Annotated in this window: 15 protein-coding genes; 9 read left to right on the top strand and 6 right to left on the bottom strand. The window is 69.2% G+C overall.

Annotated features, from left to right (window positions below):
* Positions 1 to 172: 172 nt before the first annotated feature.
* The 3 genes from BrevBR_RS00630 to BrevBR_RS00620 all read left to right on the top strand — a co-directional run bounded on the left by BrevBR_RS00630 (position 173) and on the right by BrevBR_RS00620 (position 3145).
* Positions 173 to 1546, top strand: coding sequence for a class II 3-deoxy-7-phosphoheptulonate synthase (locus tag BrevBR_RS00630; protein ID WP_332639942.1), 1374 nt, complete (start codon positions 173 to 175; stop codon positions 1544 to 1546).
* A 1-nt stretch (position 1547) separates the two neighbouring features.
* Positions 1548 to 2129 carry a prephenate dehydratase domain-containing protein gene (locus BrevBR_RS00625; protein WP_332639941.1) on the top strand — a complete coding sequence of 194 codons (582 nt, stop codon included), beginning with the start codon at positions 1548 to 1550 and terminating at the stop codon, positions 2127 to 2129.
* Positions 2130 to 2422: 293 nt separating this feature from the next.
* Positions 2423 to 3145 (top strand): chorismate mutase, encoded by a 723-nt coding sequence (locus BrevBR_RS00620; protein WP_339999625.1) that lies wholly within the window; start codon positions 2423 to 2425, stop codon positions 3143 to 3145.
* Between the two features lie 15 nt (positions 3146 to 3160).
* Here the strand turns inward: BrevBR_RS00620 and BrevBR_RS00615 are convergent, their stop codons facing one another.
* The 3 genes from BrevBR_RS00615 to BrevBR_RS00605 form a co-directional block, all read right to left on the bottom strand.
* Entirely contained in the window at positions 3161 to 3943 is a 783-nt protein-coding gene (locus BrevBR_RS00615) for a DsbA family protein (RefSeq protein ID WP_339999624.1), read from the bottom strand.
* 19 nt (positions 3944 to 3962) lie between these two features.
* Positions 3963 to 5378, bottom strand: coding sequence for a M48 family metalloprotease (locus BrevBR_RS00610; RefSeq protein WP_332639938.1), 1416 nt, complete (start codon positions 5376 to 5378; stop codon positions 3963 to 3965).
* A gap of 66 nt (positions 5379 to 5444) precedes the next feature.
* Positions 5445 to 8087 (bottom strand): Rne/Rng family ribonuclease, encoded by a 2643-nt coding sequence (locus BrevBR_RS00605; RefSeq protein ID WP_339999623.1) that lies wholly within the window; start codon positions 8085 to 8087, stop codon positions 5445 to 5447.
* Between the two features lie 437 nt (positions 8088 to 8524).
* Here BrevBR_RS00605 and BrevBR_RS00600 point away from each other — a divergent pair, with 437 nt between their 5' ends.
* The gene (locus BrevBR_RS00600; protein ID WP_339999622.1) at positions 8525 to 9748 is read left to right on the top strand and encodes an N-acetylmuramoyl-L-alanine amidase family protein; all 1224 of its coding nucleotides are present in this window, start codon (positions 8525 to 8527) and stop codon (positions 9746 to 9748) included.
* 36 nt (positions 9749 to 9784) lie between these two features.
* On the opposite strand, the gene BrevBR_RS00595 is transcribed toward BrevBR_RS00600, so the two are convergent.
* Entirely contained in the window at positions 9785 to 10027 is a 243-nt protein-coding gene (locus BrevBR_RS00595; RefSeq protein ID WP_339999621.1) for a hypothetical protein, read from the bottom strand.
* A 682-nt stretch (positions 10028 to 10709) separates the two neighbouring features.
* On the opposite strand from BrevBR_RS00595, the gene BrevBR_RS00590 reads away from it, so the two are divergent.
* The 5 genes from BrevBR_RS00590 to prfB all read left to right on the top strand — a co-directional run bounded on the left by BrevBR_RS00590 (position 10710) and on the right by prfB (position 16821).
* Complete coding sequence (locus tag BrevBR_RS00590; RefSeq protein WP_339999620.1) at positions 10710 to 11363, top strand: glutathione S-transferase family protein; 654 nt, start codon at positions 10710 to 10712, stop codon at positions 11361 to 11363.
* Positions 11364 to 11410: 47 nt separating this feature from the next.
* A complete protein-coding gene (locus tag BrevBR_RS00585) occupies positions 11411 to 12358 on the top strand; it encodes a DUF5996 family protein (protein WP_339999619.1) in 948 nt (315 codons plus the stop codon).
* Positions 12359 to 12392: 34 nt separating this feature from the next.
* Entirely contained in the window at positions 12393 to 13094 is a 702-nt protein-coding gene (locus BrevBR_RS00580; protein WP_339999618.1) for a hypothetical protein, read from the top strand.
* 96 nt (positions 13095 to 13190) lie between these two features.
* Positions 13191 to 15581: a penicillin-binding protein 1A gene (locus tag BrevBR_RS00575; protein WP_332640697.1), complete on the top strand. Its 2391-nt coding sequence runs from the start codon at positions 13191 to 13193 to the stop codon at positions 15579 to 15581.
* A 117-nt stretch (positions 15582 to 15698) separates the two neighbouring features.
* Positions 15699 to 16821, top strand: a protein-coding gene (gene prfB, locus BrevBR_RS00570) for a peptide chain release factor 2 (protein WP_332640684.1) whose coding sequence is annotated in 2 segments (ribosomal slippage) — positions 15699 to 15767 and positions 15769 to 16821 — 1122 coding nt in all. Because the reading frame shifts where the segments join, the coding sequence is not laid out codon by codon here.
* 173 nt (positions 16822 to 16994) lie between these two features.
* Here prfB and BrevBR_RS00565 read toward each other — a convergent pair.
* Positions 16995 to 17531: a bactofilin family protein gene (locus BrevBR_RS00565; RefSeq protein WP_339999617.1), complete on the bottom strand. Its 537-nt coding sequence runs from the start codon at positions 17529 to 17531 to the stop codon at positions 16995 to 16997.
* On the bottom strand, positions 17521 to 18666 hold the full coding sequence (locus BrevBR_RS00560) for a peptidoglycan DD-metalloendopeptidase family protein (protein ID WP_339999616.1): 1146 nt from the start codon (positions 18664 to 18666) through the stop codon (positions 17521 to 17523). The genes BrevBR_RS00565 and BrevBR_RS00560 overlap by 11 nt, the downstream gene beginning before the upstream one ends.
* Positions 18667 to 18827 lie beyond the last annotated feature (161 nt).

Raw genomic sequence — 18827 nt, 5'->3', positions numbered from 1 at the left:
GTGTGCCGGGCTGCATGGATGTCCGCAGCGTCTCCCTCGCAGACCGATCGAACAGACTGAGCAGACGCTGTAGACTGTGTTTTCGGGAGCGGGCCGGGCGGGCCCGGCGCCATTTCATCGCTGCGACATGGCCTTCGTTGTCCCGGACGGTGCGAACGCCTATTCTCAGGGCATGAGTATGCGCTGGACCCCCGATAGCTGGAGACAAAAGCCCGTCGTGCAAATGCCGACGGACTATCCGGACATGGCCGCCCTGGGCCGGGTCGAGGACGAACTGCGCGCCCTGCCGCCGCTGGTCTTCGCCGGCGAGGCCCGTCACCTGACCGCCAAACTGGCAGAGGTCGAGGCCGGAAACGCCTTCCTGCTGCAGGGCGGCGACTGCGCCGAGAGCTTCAAGGAGTTCTCGACCGACAACATCCGCGACACCTTCCGCCTGATCCTGCAGATGGCGGTGGTCCTGACCTTCGCCGGCGGCAAGCCGGTGGTGAAGGTCGGCCGCATCGCCGGCCAGTTCGCCAAGCCGCGCTCCTCCTCGCTGGAGACCATCGGCGACGAGACCCTGCCCAGCTACCGCGGCGACATCATCAACGGCATGGCCTTCACGCCCGAAGAGCGCGTGCCCGATCCCCAGCGCCTGCTGCGCGCCTACAACCAGTCGGCCTCGACGCTGAACCTGCTGCGGGCCTTCGCCGGCGGCGGCTACGCCGACCTGTACAACATCCACCGCTGGACCATGGGGTTCGCGGCCGACAGCGCCTATGGCCACAAATACCGCGAGCTGGCCGACAAGATCACCGAGGCCCTGACCTTCATGGAGGCCGTCGGCGTCACGCCGGAGAGCCATCCTGACCTGTCGCGGGTCGAGGTCTTCACCAGCCACGAAGCCCTGCTGCTGAACCTGGAAAGCGCCCTGACCCGTCTGGACGGGGCGACCGGCGAATGGTTCGACACCTCGGCTCACATGGTCTGGATCGGCGAACGCACCCGCCAGCTGGACGGCGCCCACGTCGAGTTCGCCCGCGGCATCAGGAACCCGATCGGCCTGAAGTGCGGGCCGACCATGGAGCCGGACGATCTCCTGCCGCTGATCGACGCCCTGAACCCGGACAATACGCCCGGACGCCTGACCCTGATCGGCCGCTTCGGCGCGGACAAGGTCGGCGACCGCCTGCCGCGTCTGATGAAGGCGGTGAAGGCCGAGGGCCGGCGTGTGGTCTGGTCGATCGACCCCATGCACGGGAACACGCTGAAGGCCGGCAACGGCTACAAGACCCGGCCGTTCGAACGCATCCTCGCCGAGGTCCGCGGCTTCATCGACGTGGCCGAGGCCGAGGGCGTCCACCCCGGCGGCGTCCACCTCGAGATGACCGGCCAGAACGTCACCGAATGCCTCGGCGGCGCCCAGGCCCTGACCGAAGACGACCTGTCCAGCCGCTACCACACCCATTGCGACCCGCGCCTGAACGCCGACCAGTCGCTTGAGCTCGCCTTCCTTGTCGCCGAGCGGCTGAAGGCCGGCCGCCGGTCGCGATCGGAGGCGGCCTAGGATGGACGGCGTCGGCAGACCCGCGGGCGACGAGGTTGGCGGCCGCTGCGCCTATCAGGGCGCGCCCGGAGCCTTCAGCCACGAGGCCTGTCTGGATCTGCGCCCCTGGGATGAGGCCGTCCCCTATGACTCGTTCGAGGGGGCCATAGCGGCCTTGAAGGCGGGCGAGGTCGGTTGCGCCCTGATCCCGGTCGAGAACACGACCATCGGCCGGGTCGAGCCGGCGGCCTCCCTGATCGAAGCCGCCGGCCTGAAGGTCGTTTCCGAAGTCTGGCGTCCGATCCGGCTGGCCCTGATGGCGCCTCCGGGCGCGACCCTGCGCAGCGTGAAGACGGCCGAGAGCCATCCCGTCGCCCTGCGCCAGTGCCCCGAATCCCTCGCGGCCCTGGGCCTGACGCCGGTAGAGGCCTTCGACACCGCCGGCGCCGCCCGCGCAGTGGCCGAAGCCGGGGACCTGACTCGCGCCGCCGTGGCCCCCACCCGCGCGGCCGAGGTTTATGATCTGTCGATCCTGCGCAACGATATCCAGGATTCCGAGGATAATCTGACGCGATTTGTCCTCCTGAGCGCCAACCCGGGTTGACGTCGCACGATCCATGCGGCCTTTGAGGCCCATGGTTCGCTCGCAAGCCATCGCTGCGACTGCATTCGCCCGCGTTTTCGCGGCTGCGGACCTGTATTTCTACGGCTTTCGATACGCCGGCTGAGGCGTCGGGGACATCGTCCTGACGGCCTCGCCGGCGACCGCCCCGCAACGGGGCGGCGGCTCGCAAAACCCCTCATCGCCGTGATCGAAATCGAAAGTCCTCTCCCGTGTCCCATTCCAGTACCAAGCCCGCCCTCCAGCAAGTCTGGCCTTCACCGGGCGTTGCGCCCGTGACCGACATCTCGCCTGAACACATGGCCCTCGCGGCCCTGCGTCACGAGATCGACCACCTTGACGACGAATTGCTGGCCCTGTTCGAGCGCCGCCTCGCCATCGCCGCCCGCGTCGGGCAGGCCAAGGACGCGCCCGCCGGGCCCCATGTGAAGCTGCGTCCCGACCGCGAGCAGGCCGTGCTGACGCGGATGCTCGCCAGGGCCAGCCCGGACAACCGCGAGGCCGTGGAGTCTCTCTGGCGTCAGATTGTCGGCTGGGGTCTCGCGCGCCAGGGCCGGATCAAGGTTCAGGTCTGGTCGCCGATCGAACCGACCCGCGCCTTCGACGGCGCCCGCCTGCGCTTCGGCGCCGCCGCCGACATGCGCGCTGTCCGGGATCCCGAGACCGCCCTGGCCTGGGCCGCGGAGGGCCACGGCGTCGCCGTGCTGGCGGTCAACGCCGACAGCGCCTGGTGGATCGGCCTGCGCCGCGACTGGTCGATGTTGAGCGTGTTCGATGGCTTCGGCGGCGCGACGCCGACGGCGCTGGCGGTCGGGCGGATCGATCCGGCGGCGCTACCGACGGGCCGGCGCGTCCTGGTCGACGCCGGCGGCGACGCCGGAGACGGCGGCGGCATTCGCCGGCGCGGCCTGGCGACCCACCACGGCTGGACGCTGTCCCTGACCGACGCGGTCCTGCCGGTCGGCGGGGACGAAGGCTGCGTCGGGGCGGTCGGCTAGGGCCGGCGGGCGAGCTCAGCCCGCTTTTGCCGCCCGAATGGCGCGGTCGATGTCGGCGGGCTGGATGCTTGGATTGGCGCGGCCGTTGACGAAGAACGTCGGCGTGCCGAGCAGGCCGAGGCCCGCGGCCGAGGTCTGCACGTCCGCCAGATGGCGGGCCGTTTCCGGACTCGACATTGCGGCCTGCGCCGCGGGCGCCGCGACGCCATTGGCCGCAAGGATGCGGTCGACGCCGGCCTTGCTCAGCGCGGGTTCAGCCATCAGGGCGCGGAACACGGCCAGGTATTTGCCTTGGCGATGCGCGGCCTGGGCGGCGCGCGCGGCGTAGTGCGAGACGTCGTCGGCGCCGCGATCGAGGATGGGCCAGTCCTTGAAGACGAACCGCACATCGGGGTGGGCCTGCATCAGGCGCAGGACGTCCGGCGCCGTCGCCTTGCAGCCCGGGCAGCGGAAGTCGAAGAATTCGATGACCGTCACCTTGGCGTCGACGGGGCCGAAGGCTGGATCCTGGGCGCTGACGGCCAACAAGGAAGGGCTGGCCGCGGCGCGCCCGTTGATCGCATCGGTGCGCGCGCCGTCTTCCTTGGCCTGCAGGGCCGCGCTGACCTCCTGCAGGATTTCCGGGTTCTTGAGCAGATAGGCGCGCACCCGGGCGTCGAAGTCGCCGCTGCCCTGGGCATACGGCGCCGCCGCCAGTCCGAGCGCGACGATCGATACGGCCATGGAGGCCATCGCTGCGCGAGGACGATCGAAAAAGCCGCTGCTTCGCGCGGGCGTGGGTTCGGGCGCGTCGGTCATATCGGTCTCGAAAAAGGGGTCAGCCGGCGGCGGGTATGACGCCGCCGCGGTCGCGGCGGCTGTTGCGGCGGTCGACGGCGTCGATGTCGTCCTGGGTCGCGCCGGAAGCGAAGACGATGTCCATGGCGCGGGTCCATTCGGCCGTGCCGGGCGTCAGCATGTCGCGCGCGCGCAGGGCGAACTGGGTCGCCTGCCGTTCGGCGCCCATGGCGAAATACATCTCGGCCGAAGCCAGACGCGCCTCGCCCTCCTTGTTCTGGCTGGCGTAGGCCTGGCTGAGCAGCCGCCAGCCCATGGTGTTGTCATGCTCCAGGGCCGTGGCGCGCTTCAGCTGGTTGACGGCCTCGTCGAGCCTGGCGGGGTCGGCCGTTTCGATCAGGGCGTGGGCCAGGTTGATGCGCAGCAGAGGGGCGTCAGGCTTCAGTTCGACCGAGCGCTGGTGGGCGCCGATGGCCTCGGCCGGCCGGCCTTCCTCGAACAGGATCTGGCCCTTCAGTTCCCAGAAATAAGGGTTCTCGGGCTGTTCCGTCAGGAAGGCGTCGACGGCAGCCAGCGCCCGGTCCGTCTGACCGTCGCGATACCAGGCGATGGCCCGCGCATACCGGGCGGGGAAGGACGTATCGCTCTCCGGATAGTCCCGCAGGGTCTGGTTCGGGGCGTCCATGAAGGCGTGAATCTTGGCGAGGATCAGCGCATGTTCGGCGATGCGCTCGGGGCTGTCCTGACGGTTGTAGTTCGACTGTTCGGCGACGAACCGGCGCAGGTTCTCGATCCGGTCGGACGACAGGGGGTGGCTGCGGAAATAGGGGTATCGCCGTGCGTCCGAGAAGACCTCCTGAGACCGGAAATTCTCGAAGAAAGTCAGCAGGCCGCGGCCAGATTCACCGGCGTTCTCCAGCGCGCGCGCGCCGGTGTTGTCGGCCTCGCCCTCCTGGTGCGTCATGTAGCGCAGAGCGCTGAGGGTGCCGAAATACTGGCTGTTCCCGAGCAGGACGGCCCCGGCGTCCGGCGCGCCCGCGGCGATCGCCAGCGCGCCCAGAGCCATGGTCATCAGCATGGGCTGCATGCCCGCACCCTGGGCCCCGTCGCGCAGGGTGTGGCGGTTCTTGATGTGTCCCGCCTCGTGGGCGAGGACGCCCAGAAGTTCGTTGGCGTTGCGGGTCTTCAGGATCAGGCCGGTGTTGACCCCCATGATCCGTCCGCGCGTTGCGAAGGCGTTGAGGTCATTCTCGTTGATCAGAAGGATTTCGATCTCGGACGGCTCCAGTCCCATGGCGACGAGCACAGGGTCCGTCCACTCATGGATAATGCCTTCGATCTCGGTGTCGCGAATCGCGCTCTGGGCCGCGGCGGGCGAGGCTGTGGCCAACACCAGGCCGACGGCGGCGACGGCGCCGGACAGCCGGACGGCGGCGTTTCGGGACAGCCAGTTCACTGCGAACTCCTCATACCCAACTATACGCCCCCGCCCGGCCGATGGTCACAACCTAATCACGGCCTTTCAGCGGCGCCACCATCCGCGCTTCGGCTTCTCGGGCGGGGCCACGATCTGGTTCGGGTCTTCCGCGATCAGGGCGGCGACGTCGACCTCAGGCTGGGGAGCGGCGACAGGTGCGGCCACAGCGGCGGGTTTCGCCCCCGCAGGAGCGGGATCCTCGACCGCCTCGGCGGGCGTGACGTCCAGCACCGCGGGCGGGGCTTCCGGTTCGGCCTCATTAGGCTCGATCGGCGCGGTCACGGCTTCGGCTTCCGACTCAGCCGTGGCGCTGGCCGAGACCTTGCGGCGGACGCGCCGGCGCTTGGGCTCTTCGGCGATGGCGGCCGGCGCGGCGTCGGCATCGGCGTCGATGACGACGGCCATCGGCGTATCGACCGAACCGTCGGGCGGCATGCCTTCATTGGTGGCGCGGGTCTCGACCTTGGTTTCGTGGGTCAGGCCCTGTTCGCTGCCGCGATCCCGACCGCGACCGCGTCCGCGACGGCGGCGCGAGCGGGGTCCGCGTTCGCCGCCAATCTCGCCCTCGGGCCGTTCGCCGACGACTTCATCGACATCGCCAGCCGGGGTCGCGTCCGCTTCCGCGCGCGGTTCGACGCGTTCGGGATTGATGGGATCGAACCAGACGTAGGGATCTTCCAGCGACGGCGTGCGGCCGCGCACCCAGTTGAACCCGTCGCGTTCGCCGCCTTCTTCACGCACCCTGCGTCCGCCACGGCGTCCGCGACGGCGGCGGCGGCCGCTTTCGCTGTCGTCGTCGTCCTCGCCGGCGGCGAGGGCAGGGGCGGGAGCGGCTTCGTCGGTCGAGCCTTCCGAAGCATCGCGACGTCCGCCGCGACGGCGGCGGCCACGGCCGCGGCCATTTTCGCCTTCGGCGCGTTCGGCGCGTTCGCGGGGTTCGTCGTCGTCCGTATCCTCGCGGTCGAGGGCGTCGTCGTCGGCGATGAATTCGTCGTCGTCGCCGTCGTCTTCATCCTCGAAGGCGCTGTCGTCGAAGCCGTCGTCGAGGTCGATGAAGGCCTCGGGGCGTTCCTCGGGAACGAAGTCCTCGTTGGTTTCGGTGCGTTCCAGGGCGTGGTCGCCCTGGCCGAGCGTGTCATCGATCAGAATGACGACGTTAAGGCCGCGCTGGGCCAGCAGGCGCTGCAGGTAATCGCGCTTGTGGTTCAGGATGTAGAGGGCGACGGCGGTGCACAGGCGCAGGTTCACCGAGCCCGCGCCGTTCTTGCCGGCCTCTATGTCGACGGCGCGCAGGGTCATCAGCGCGGCGCTTTCGGCCGAGCGGACGCGTCCGGCGCCCTGGCAGTGCGGGCAGACCTCGGTGGCGCCCTCGATGACGCCGAGACGGCGGCGCTGGCGGCTGATTTCCATCAGGCCGAAGCTCGAGATGCGGCCCATCTGGATGCGGGCGCGGTCCTTGGCCAGGGCGTCCTTGAGCACCTTCTCGACGGTGCGGTTGTTCTTCGACTCATCCATGTCGATGAAGTCGATGACGATCAGGCCGGCGAGGTCGCGCAGACGCAGCTGGCGGGCCGCCTCGACGGCGGCTTCCATGTTCGTCTTGGTCGCGGTGGCCTCGACGTTGCGTTCCTTGGTCGAACGGCCCGAGTTGACGTCGATGGCGACCAGGGCCTCGGTCTGGTTGATGACCAGATAGCCGCCGGACGGCAGCGGCACGACCGGCTGGTGGATCTGGGTCAGCATCTCCTCGATGCCGTTGGTCGCGAACAGCGGCCGCGCGCCCTGGTACAGGTGCACCTTCTTCGATTGCGAAGGCATCAGCACGCGCATGAAGTCGCGCGCCTCCTTGAAGCCCTCGACGCCCTCCACCTGGATGCCGTCGAAATCCTTGTCGAACATGTCGCGCACGGCGCGGCGGACGAGGTTTTCTTCCTCATAGATGATCGAGGGGGCGTTCGACTTCAGCGTGGTTTCGCGGATCGTCTCCCACAAGCGCAGCAGATATTCGTAGTCGCGCTTGATCTCGGCCTTGGTGCGCTTGGCGCCGGCGGTGCGGATGATCAGGCCCATGCCCTGCGGCACGTGCAGGGCGGCCGCGGCGGCCTTCAGGCGCTTGCGGTCGGTGGCCTGGGTGATCTTGCGCGAGATGCCGCCGCCCTTGCCGGTGTTGGGCATGAGCACGCAATAGCGGCCGGCCAGCGACAGCCAGGTGGTCAGGGCCGCGCCCTTGCCGCCGCGCTCGTCCTTGACGACCTGGACCAGCATGACCTGACGCCGCTTGATGACGTCCTGGATCTTGTAGCGGCGCATCAGGCGGCGCTTGAGGCGTTCCTCCTCGGCCATGCCGCCTTCGGATTCGTCGTCGGCGTGGTCGCGGGCGTGTTCGTCGTGATCATCATCTTCCGAGTGCGCCTCGGCCATGATGGCTTCGCGGTCGGCGACGGGGATCTGGTAATAATCCGGGTGGATTTCGCTGAAGGCGAGGAAGCCGTGGCGGTTGCCGCCGTATTCCACGAACGCAGCCTGCAGGCTGGGCTCTACGCGAACGACCTTGGCGAGGTAGATGTTGCCGCGAAGCTGACGCTTCGCGCGGGATTCAAAGTCGAATTCCTCGACCTGACGGCCCTCGACGATGGCTACGCGGGTCTCCTCCGCGTGGGCGGCGTCGATCAACATGGTCTTTGACATGGAAACAGTCTTTCTGGCGCGCTCGGCCATCCCCGCGAAGGGGGCAGGCGGCTCGCCGAATGGGATTGCGGGCAGGCGCAGACGCAGTCCCGTCGCCGCGGCGAAGGCCGCGGGCGAGGTCGGTTGTTTCAAACCGGAAGGGAGCGCAGGCGATAGGGCCCATGGGGGTTCAGTACGGTCCTGGGGCCGGACGCGCCGTCGAAAGGGCGTCCCGGTCCCGTCTTCAAACCGGCGGGTGCTACCCCGGCCAGTCCTCGGATCAGTGAAAACACGCCGCGAGGAGGGCGCGCCCGGCCTGAAATCAGGGGGCGCGATCGTTCGCGGACAGATCAAGCATAGGCATTGCGCGTATGAATTAAAAGCGTTGCGCGCTTTAACCCGTTGTCGACGACGTTGAGTCATCATGGGGCCAACCAAGAAGGTGGGTTCCCGTCGAAATGCACGGACTGTCGCGTATCAACCTGGCGCACTGGCGCGTTCGCGAGTGGGCGACGGCGGCTCTGGCCGCCGCCGTCTTCTGCGTCGCCGTGTTCGCGGCCGGGCGCGGCCTGGCTTCGGGAGCCATGGGCGAGGTGCTGCGCGTCCGCTTCGGCGGCGACGCCGAACACACCCGCGTGGTGGTCGATCTGGACCGGACCGCGCGCGGTCAGGTGATCCAGGCCGGCGATCAGGGACAGGTGGTGGTGTCGCTGGCCGGCGTGGCGCCGCAGCGCGGGCTGAACGGCACGGGCACGGGACTGGTGCGCGGCTGGCGCGTCGCGGGCGCCGGCGTGGCCTCGCGCGTCGAGCTGGATCTGGCCACCAGCGCCGAGATCGAACGCCGCTTCCTGCTGCCGCCCGGCGACGGCATCGCCCACTACCGCTATGTGATCGACCTGAAAGCCACCGGCCGGGCGCCGGCGCGCGCCACGCCCCGGACCGCGCCACCCCTGCCGACCCGCGGCGCCGAAAGGCCCCTGATCTTCATCGACGCCGGCCACGGCGGCCGCGATCCGGGCGCCCACGGCGCGAACACCAATGAGAGCGCCGTCACCCTGGCGGCGGCCCAGGCCCTGAAGCAGGAGCTGGAGCGCACCGGCCGGTATCGCGTGCGGCTGACCCGCGAGAGCGACGCCTATGTGGCCCTGTACCGCCGCGTGGCCATCGCCCGTCAGGCCGACGCCGACCTGTTCATCAGCCTGCACGCCGACGCCGGAAGCGACCCGGCCACGCGCGGCGCCAGCGTCTACACCCTGTCCGAACAGGGCGCGGGCCGGGCGGTGCGCGAGTTCACGCGCGGCGAGAACTGGCACCGCAGCCTGAATCTGCCCGGCCGCGACCCGTCGGTGGACCGCATCCTGCTGGACATGACCCAGCGCGCCACCCAGAACCGCTCGGCCCGGCTGGCCCGGACGCTGCTGGGTGAACTGGAGGGCGTCGACCATCCGCTGCTGCGCCGCAGCCACCGCGACGCCGGCCTGGCCGTGCTGCTGGCGCCCGACGTGCCGGCGGTGCTGCTGGAGATGGGCTTCATCACCAATCCCGAGGACGAGCGGCTGCTGAACGACAGCCGCGCCCGCCGCCGCCTGATGCGCGCCGTGGCGGAGGGTATCGACCGCTATTTCCGCGAGCCCGCGGGCGGGATGCAGATGGCGTCGAACGGGGCCTCGGGGCAGCCGTAGGGCTGCACGCACCGGCCTTCCGAACGGGGCGACTGTTCAGTATCGCGACTCGTCATATCCGGGCGGCGGCTGAATTCCCTGATCGACGAGCGAACGACGGGCCGCGTCGTACTGTTCCGGGCCGCAGCGGTTGCTTCCGACAGCCCTCACCAGCCGCCAGGCTTCGTTGTTGACGGCCTCCTTCCATCGGATGAGCGCCCAGTTCTCCCGCACGAGGCGGACCAGTTCGGGATCGGCGCGCGGCGGGGCCGGGGGGCGGGACGGGCGGGGTTTGGGCATCGGGGTCTGCTCGCTGAATATGCCGACATGCGGAAACGACCCCGCACCGGACGGCGCGAGGGGCGGGAAGGCGTGCGGAGCGCCGGACCGAAGCCCGGAGATCAGATGAGACGAACCGTTTCGGCCAGGGCCTGACGCTCCGCGCGGAGATTTGGTCGGAAGCTTGCGTCCGGTGGCGGTCTTATCGCCTTACCGCAGCGCCTCCGGCGGGCGGGCCGTGCTTGCGACACGGTCCCCGGACCGGACGAGTATCCCCCTCGTCCCTGACGTCCCGATCGGCGCTTTGCGACCGATCCGGCCCCGGGCGTTGGCTGTCTTGCTTGAACAGCCGGGAACCGGGCCCCGCTTCTCCACATCCCGCCGCCAAAGATCGCAAGGCCTCTGCGCCCTCCCTGCGACGGGACGGGAAGAGTGTCGCACGGGTCCCGACCAAGGCTACGAAATGACGCTGGGCGTTCCAAGAAAACGAATAATAACAGTATATTATAGGATAAAGATGGTCTGGCTGGGAGCAAACGGGTAGCATTCGCCGCGGTGGTCAGCCCCCATGTCACGCGCCCGACGGCCGGCCGCCAACCGGGCCGACCGCCTCAGCGGGGCCCGCCCGTCGCTTCCTGTTCGACACAGGATCCGCCCCTCGGGTATCCCGTCGATCATCCGTTCCAGAGCTGAAGGGTCTCCCATGCCGCCCGTCATCACCGCCTTTGAAGCCTCCCCCGACCGCGGCCGCGGCCTCGCGCGGGACATGCGGGTGCGGTGGGCGCTGGAGGAGGTGGGGCAGCCGTATGAGGTGCGGCTGGTGTCCTTCGCGGCGATGAAGGAGCCGGCGCACAAGGCGGTTCATCCGTTCGGGCAGATACCCACTTACGAAGAGGGCGAGCTGGCGCTGTTCGAGACGGGGGCGATCGTCCTGCATGTCGCCGAGCGCCATCCCGGGCTGTTGCCGGAGGATCGGGACGCGCGGGCGCGGGCGGTCATGTGGATGTTCGCGGCGGTGAACACGATCGAGGCGCCCATCGTCGAGCGGTCCAACGCGGTGCTCACCGAGCGTGACCAGCCCTGGCACGCGGAGCGGCTGCCGATCCTGGATGCGCGGGTCGATGCGCGGCTGGGCGATCTGTCGCGGCGGCTGGGCGACGCGGACTGGCTGGACGGAGCGTTCAGCGCCGCCGATGTGATGATGGTGACGGTGCTGCGCCGGCTGGAGGGGTCGGGGTTGCTGGAGACATATCCGAACCTGATGGCCTATATCGCGCGCGGCGAGGCGCGGCCGGCGTACCAGCGGGCGTTCGCCGATCAATATGCGGTGTTCGCGGACGCGCAGCCGACCGGCTGACGCAGACCTGATCTATGGTCGGGGCTCCGCGAACAGGGAGACCCGGGATGAAGCCGGACGCGAGCCCCGATATCTGGCCTGACCTGTCGTCCCCGGCGCTGGGGGCGACGGCGGAAACGCTGCAGATCTGGACGCAGATCGTCGGCAAGGTGCGGCTGGCCCGGACGCCGTGGCTCAACCACTCATGGCACACGACGTTTCATGTGTCGGCGCGGGGGCTGGCGACTTCGCTGATCCCGCATGAGGGGGTCGGTTTCGATCTGGAGTTCGACCTCGTCGCCGGTGAACTGGTCATCCGGGTCAGCGACGGCGGTAAGCGCCGGATCCGGCTGGAGCCCGGCAGTCCGGCGGACTTCCATGCCGGGGTGATGGACGCCCTGGCCGATCTGGGCGTCGCGACGGAGATCGTGCCGACGCCCAATGAGATGGCCGAGGCGACGCCGTTTCCGCAGGACAGGCGCCGGCGCGACTATGACGCCGAAGTCGCGCGGGCCTACTGGCGGGCGCTGGTGCAGGTCGACCGGGTGCTGAATCGCTTCCGGTCGCGATTCCTGGGCAAGTCCAGTCCGGTGCATCTGTTCTGGGGCGGGTTCGACATCGCGGTGACGCGGTTCTCCGGCCGCCGGGCGCCGCTGCATCCGGGCGGCATCCCGAATCTGCCCGACGAGGTCACCCGCGAGGCCTATTCGCACGAGGTGTCCAGCGCGGGGTTCTGGCCGGGCGGCCCGGGCGGCCCGTGCTTCTATGCCTATGCGTACCCGACGCCCGACGGGTTCGCCTCCGCGACGGTGTCTCCGTCGCGGGCGCGGTTCGATGCGGAGCTGGGCGAGTTCCTGCTGCCCTATGAAGCGGTGCAGGGCGCTTCCGAGCCGGACCTTGTCCTGTTGTCGTTCCTGCAGAGCACATACGAGGCGGCAGCCGACCTCGCGGGCTGGGACCGCGCGGCGCTGGAGTGCGAGGAAGGCCGGGCGGGGCGTCCGCGACCGGTGGGGTGATGCGTTTCGGCCGGAGACCGCCTATCTCCGGCCCATGCGTCTGAGAGTCGTCGATCTGGAAACCAGCGGGGGAGACCGCGCCGCCGAGATCATCGAGGTCGGGATCGTCGACGTGGTGCGCGACGGGGAGGGCTGGAAGGCCCTGCCGCCGGTGACCCGGCTGTTCCGGCCGCGCGGCGAGATCTCGTTCCACGCCATGGCGGTGCATCATCTGACGCCCGCGCATTTCTGCGACGACGACCCGCACTGCGACGAATACGCGCTGCGCGAGATGTTCGGCGCCGCGCCCGCCGATGTGATGGTGGCGCATGCGGCGCGGTTCGAGCGGGGCTTCATCGCCGACACGGCGCATGGCGGCCTGCCGTGGATCTGCACGGTGCGGTCGGCCAAGGCGGTGTGGCCGCAGGCGCCGGGGCATTCCAACCAGGTGCTGCGCTACTGGCGCGGCCTGGACCTTGATCCGGCGCTGGCCAATCCGGCGCACCGGGCGGGCCCCGACGCCTGGGTGACGGCGCATCTGCTGATCGACCTGCTGAAGGAGGCGACGGTCGAGCAGATGATCGCCTGGACGGCCGAACGCCGGCCCGTGGACCGTATTCCGTTCGGCAAGCATCGCGGCAGGCCGTGGTCCGAACCGCCCGACGACTATCTGCGCTGGATGGCCGGCCAGGGGGACATGGACGCCGATGTCGTGGCCGCCGCGCGACAGGAACTGGAGCGTCGCGCCTCTGAGTGACGGTCGCTATGGCGAACGCGGACGACGCGGGCTAAACCGAATCCCCGGGGCCGCCTTTCGGAGTATCAGGTGAAGATTGCCGAACGCTGGTTCGTGATGGCGGGCGTCGCCCTGCTGGGCGCGATCGCCCTGGCGGGGCTGATCGTCGCCGTCTATGCGGCCTGGCTGTTCCATGACCTGCCGGACGCGTCCGAACTGGCCGACTACCGGCCGGCGACGGCGACGCGGGTCTATGCGGGCGACGGCACCCTGATCGGCGAGTTCTCGGACGAGCGGCGCATCTATGTGCCCTATGAGCAGATCCCGCTGCCGGTGGTGCAGGCCTTCCTGGCGGCCGAGGACCGGAATTTCTTCAACCACGGCGGCATCGACGTGGGCGGCCTGGGCCGGGCCATGTTCAAGAACGTGTTCAACGCGGCCACCGGGCGGCGGCTGGAGGGCGGATCGACCATCACCCAGCAGGTGGCCAAGAACGTCCTGCTGACCAATGAGAGCAGCATCAACCGCAAGGTCAAGGAAGCCATCCTGGCCAACCGGCTGGAAGCGACGCTGACCAAGCAGCAGATCCTCGAACTGTATCTGAACGAGATCTTCCTCGGCTATCGCTCGTATGGCGTGGCGGCGGCGGCCTACAACTATTTCGGCAAGTCGCTGAGCCAGCTGACGCCGGACGAGGCGGCCTTCCTGGCGGCCCTGCCCAAGGGGCCGAACAACTATCATCCGAAGCGCCATCCCGGGGCGGCCAAGGGCCGGCGCGACTGGGTGCTGGGCGAGATGAACCAGAGCGGCTGGATCACCGACGAGCAACTGGTGCAGGCCCGCGCCCGTCCCCTGACGACCCAGGATGCGCCGCGCCGGGCCCAGTACGCCGACGCCGACTTCTTCGTCGAGGAGGCGCGCCGTCAGGCCATCGCCCGCTTCGGCAAGGAAGAGGTGAACCGCGGCGGCTACTATATGCGCACGACGCTGGATCCGGAGCTGCAGTCGGCGGCGCGCGACGCCCTGATGAGGGGACTGGAGAACTATGACCGCCGCCACGGCTGGCGCGGGGCCTGGGGCACGACCGATTTCGGACCGGGCTGGCGCGAGACCGCCGTGCGCGGCCAGCGTCCGCCCGAACGCCGGGCCTGGGAGGCCGCCGCGGTCGAGAACGCCTCGGGCAACAGCGTGCGCATCCGCACCGCCCGCGACGACCGGACCGGCTATCTGAGGACCGAGGACGCGGCCTGGGCCAACGCCAACCGCCCCCTGAAGCGCGGCGATCTGGTGTTCGTGGAGGCGACCGGCGGTCAGTACGCCCTCAAGCAGGTGCCGCGCGTCAACGGGGCGCTGGTGGCGATCGAGCCGCAGTCGGGCCGGGTGCTGGCGATGGTCGGCGGCTATTCCTACGCCCTGTCCAGTTTCAACCGGGCGACACAGGCGAATCGCCAGCCGGGTTCGGCCTTCAAACCGTTCGTTTATGCGACGGCGCTGGAGGGCGACTACACCCCCGCCTCGATCGTGCTGGACGCCCCGATCAGCTTCGCCGGCGGGCCGAACGGCACGCGCTGGAGCCCCGAAAACTACAGCCGCGAATATTACGGGCCGCAGACGCTGCGGCGCGGGCTGGAGCTGTCGCGCAACGTCATGACCGTGCGGCTGGCGCAGGCCATCGGCATGCGCAACGTGGTCGACCTGTCGAAGAAGATGGGGGTGTCGGACAATCTGCAGCCCAATCTGTCGGTGTCGCTGGGCGCCGGCGAGACTACGCCGTACCGGCTGACGGCCGCCTACGCCGCCTTCGTCAACGGTGGGCGGCGGGTCGATCCCTATCTGATCGAAATGGTCCAGGACCGGGACGGCGAGACCATCTTCAGCGCTGATCGGCGCCGCTGCCGCGACTGCGGGCGGCCGTTCACGGGCCAGGAGTCGCCGCGTCTCGAACAGCGGGGGACGCAGGTCATCGATCCGATAACCGCCTATCAGATGAGCTCGATGCTGGAAGGCGTCGTCCGTCGCGGCACCGCCGCCAGCGCCGCCAGCCTGGGGCCTTACGTCGCCGGCAAGACGGGGACGACCAACGAATACCGGTCGGCCTGGTTCGTCGGCTTCTCGTCCGACATCGTCGTGGGCGTATTCATCGGTTTCGACGACAACCGGCCCCTGGGCTCGGGCGAGACGGGGGCGACCGGACCCGTGCCGGTGTTCGCCGACTTCATGCGCGTGGCCCTTCGCGAGCGTCCGGCGCGGCCGTGGGTCAGGCCCCGCAACGCCGTCTACCGCACCGTGAACGGCATCGAGGAAGCCTTCCGCCCCGGCACAGAGCGCCGCCGCGAGGAGGAGCGCCGCGCGCCGGTGGAGCAGATTCCGACGGGTCCGCAGAACTACAATGAGGTCATTCGCCGGGAACTCGAGGGCCCTGACGCGACATCGCCTTCCGCCCCGCCGCCCGTGACGCCGCCGCCGCCTCCGAAGAAGGAAGCGGAGGATCTGACGGGGCTCTACTAGGCGCGGGGGTCCGGGGAGGATGCTCCCGCCTCTCGATCCTCGCCTCTCGTCCCCACTTCCCCTTTGCCCCGGCGCGCTCTATGTCCGCGCCTCACTTTTGTATCGCTGGAGAACGCGATGAGACCGGATGTCGAGGCCATGAAGGCCGACATCGAGCAGAGCATCGCTCTGCTCAGGAGGCGTCTTTGACTGGGATGTCGCACTCAGGAAGCTCGATGAGCTGAACGCGCGGGTCGAGGATCCGACGCTGTGGAACGACCCCGAGGCCGCCCAGGCCGTGTCGCGCGACCGGTCCCGTCTCGAGACCCAGATCAACACCGTCCGCCAGATGGAAACCGGGCTGGAGGAGGGCGTCATGCTCTCCGAAATGGCCGACGAGGAAGGCGACGAGGCGACGCTGGAGGAGGCGCGCGTCCAGCTGAAGGCCATCAAGGACCGCGCCGCGCGGGCCGAGCTGGAGGCCCTGCTGTCCGGGGAGGCCGACGGCAACGACGCCTATCTGGAAGTGAACTCCGGCGCCGGCGGCACCGAGTCCAACGACTGGGCCGGCATGCTGCTGCGCATGTATTCGCGGTGGGCCAAGGCCCATGGCTATGAGGTCGAGATCGAGGCCGAGGAATCGGGCGAACAGGCCGGGATCAAGTCGGCGACCATCCTGATCAGCGGGCCCAACGCCTATGGCTGGCTGAAGTCGGAATCGGGCGTGCACCGGCTGGTGCGCATCAGCCCCTACGATGCAGCTGCGAAGAGGCACACCTCGTTCGCCTCGATCGGCGTCTCGCCGGTGGTGGACGACACCATCGAGATCGACATCAATCCGGCCGATGTGCGCACCGACACCTACCGCGCCTCGGGCTCGGGCGGTCAGCACATCAACAAGACGGATTCGGCGGTGCGTCTGACGCACATCCCGACCAACACCGTGGTGGCGTGTCAGGCCGGCCGGTCGCAGCACCAGAACCGCGAACAGGCGTGGAAGATGCTGCGGGCGCGGTTGTACGAGCTGGAACTGCAGAAGCGCGAGGCGGCGGCGCAGGCTCTGGCCGACGCCAAGACCGACATCGGCTGGGGCCACCAGATCCGGTCCTACGTCCTGCAGCCCTATCAGATGGTCAAGGACCTGCGCACCAACGTCGAGACCTCGGATACGCAGGGGGTTCTGGACGGCGACCTGGACGCCTTCATGGGGGCGGCGCTGGCGGCCCGGGTGGGCGAGACGCGCGGGTCGACGGTGGAGTAGCGGCTGCCCAGTGGCTAGTGGCTAGTGGCTAGTCTGTGAGTGGGCGCGGCGTCGCCGGCGCTCACCTTCGAAAATGACAAAGGCCCCGGATCGACTCCGGGGCCTTTTCTCTCGGTCAGTCCATCTGGCCAACATCCACTAGCCACTAGCCACTAGCCACTAGCCACCGTGCGTTACGCCGATGGCTTCATGTCGATAATCTGCGGCGCGGGTTCCGGCGCGGCCGGGCGCGGCGCGGCGGTCGGGGCCGGAGCCTCGCGGCGGCCCTGCAGGACGCGGCCCTGGAAGTAGGCGCCGATGTCGATCGACATCTGTTCGGCGGTGATGTCGCCGTCGACATAGGCCGTGGCGATCAGCTTGACCTGCTTGCCCGAGATGGCGCCGACGACGCGGCCGCGGATCTCGACATAGTCGCCCGAGACATTGCCTTCGACCGCGCCGGTCTCGCCGACGATCAGGCGGCCGACGCGCACGTCGCCCTTGATGGCGCCGTCGATCTGCAGATCGCCGGAGCCCGAGATGTTGCCGTCGAACTGCAGGTCCGCCGACAGGGTCGACAGGCCGCGCTGGCTGACCGGAGCCGGGGCCGCGGCGCGCGAGGCGGCGGAGGAACCGCCCGGCGCGGGCAGGTCGGGCAGGGGCGGAATGGCCGAGCCGCTGTTGGCGCGGGGCTCGGGCGACGGGACGGGGGATTTGGTTTTATTGAACAAGTTGGTCTCCGGCTCTCATGAAGCGGGCTGGGTTTTGCGGGCGGCCGTTCATCCACACTTCGTAATGCAGGTGAACGCCGGTTGAGCGTCCTGTGGTTCCCATGGCGCCGACGCGCTGACCCAGTGCAATTTTCTGGCCAGCGGCGACCGAGGTGGCGTTCAGGTGGGCGTAGCGCGTCTTGAAACCTCGACCGTGGTCTATCTCGACCGTGTTGCCATAGCCTGAACGTACGCCGACGAAAGACACGATTCCGGGAGCCGGGGCGTAGATCGGGGTGTTCAGCGGCGCGGCGAAATCCTGGCCCTGATGCAGGGCGGGACGACCGTTGAACGGGTCAAAACGAACACCGAATCCCGAAGTGGTACGGGCCTGGGTGGGACGGCGGAAGGGCATGCCCTCGGCCGCATTGGCCAGGCTGCGCATCTCGGACAGGTTGTCGGCGGCGTGACGGATGCGGACGGCGAAGGCCTCGTCGACGTCGAGCACGGCGGCCAGGGCGCGGGGATCGCTGGCCTCGACCAGCGGACCGCCCAGAGCCGCGTCGTGCGGCGAATAGGCGGCGGGGTTCAGGCCGGCGAGGCGGAAGGCGAGACGCAGGCGTTCGGCCCGGGTGTGGGCCTCGCTCTCGGCGCGGGCGATCAGCCGCTCCTGATCCATGCGCACGGCGATCATGCGCTGGACGGGCGAGGATCTGGCGGGATCGAGGGCGATGGCGGGCCGCAGGGCCGTCTGGGCGCCCTCGACGCCGCGGAACATGCCCATGACCTGGGTCAGGGCGGCATGGCGGCGCTCGACCATCTGGGCCATTTCGTCGAGCGAGCCGGTGGTGGCGCTCATGCGGACCACGGCGCTGTCCAGCCGGGCCTGCAGGTCGGCGTTCATCCGCTCGGAGGCGGCGCGGGCGCGGGCGACCGTGCTGTCGGACTGGCTCCGCGCCACCATGTCGAAGATCAGGCTGCCCGAGGCGGCCAGGGTCCAGCCGCCGATCAGGACGGCCGCGACGGCGCCCAGAACCTGTTTCCCGGGCGTCAGGGCCCATGCGCGGACGGCGTCGCCGTCGCGCAGATACAGATATCGGGTCGGAAACCACCTTCCGATCAGAGACCGCCTGACGGTCGGCTCGTGTTCGGTCATCACGCAACGCCCCCACGTACGGCGGGGTTTATGCGCCCAGCTTTGCGGGGACGACAAGTCTCTTCACGCTTTGTTAACCACGATAACGCGGTTTCGCGGGAATGAAGACCGTATTCGGATCCAAAACTCGCTTGTGAGGCGAGCGCGGGAATCTATGTAAC

The sequence above is a fragment of the Brevundimonas sp. BR2-1 genome (genome assembly GCF_037626195.1).
Taxonomy (GTDB): Bacteria; Pseudomonadota; Alphaproteobacteria; order Caulobacterales; family Caulobacteraceae; genus Brevundimonas.
The sequence above is the reverse complement of the archived record's forward strand: the minus strand, read 5'-3'. Positions and strand labels throughout refer to the sequence as shown.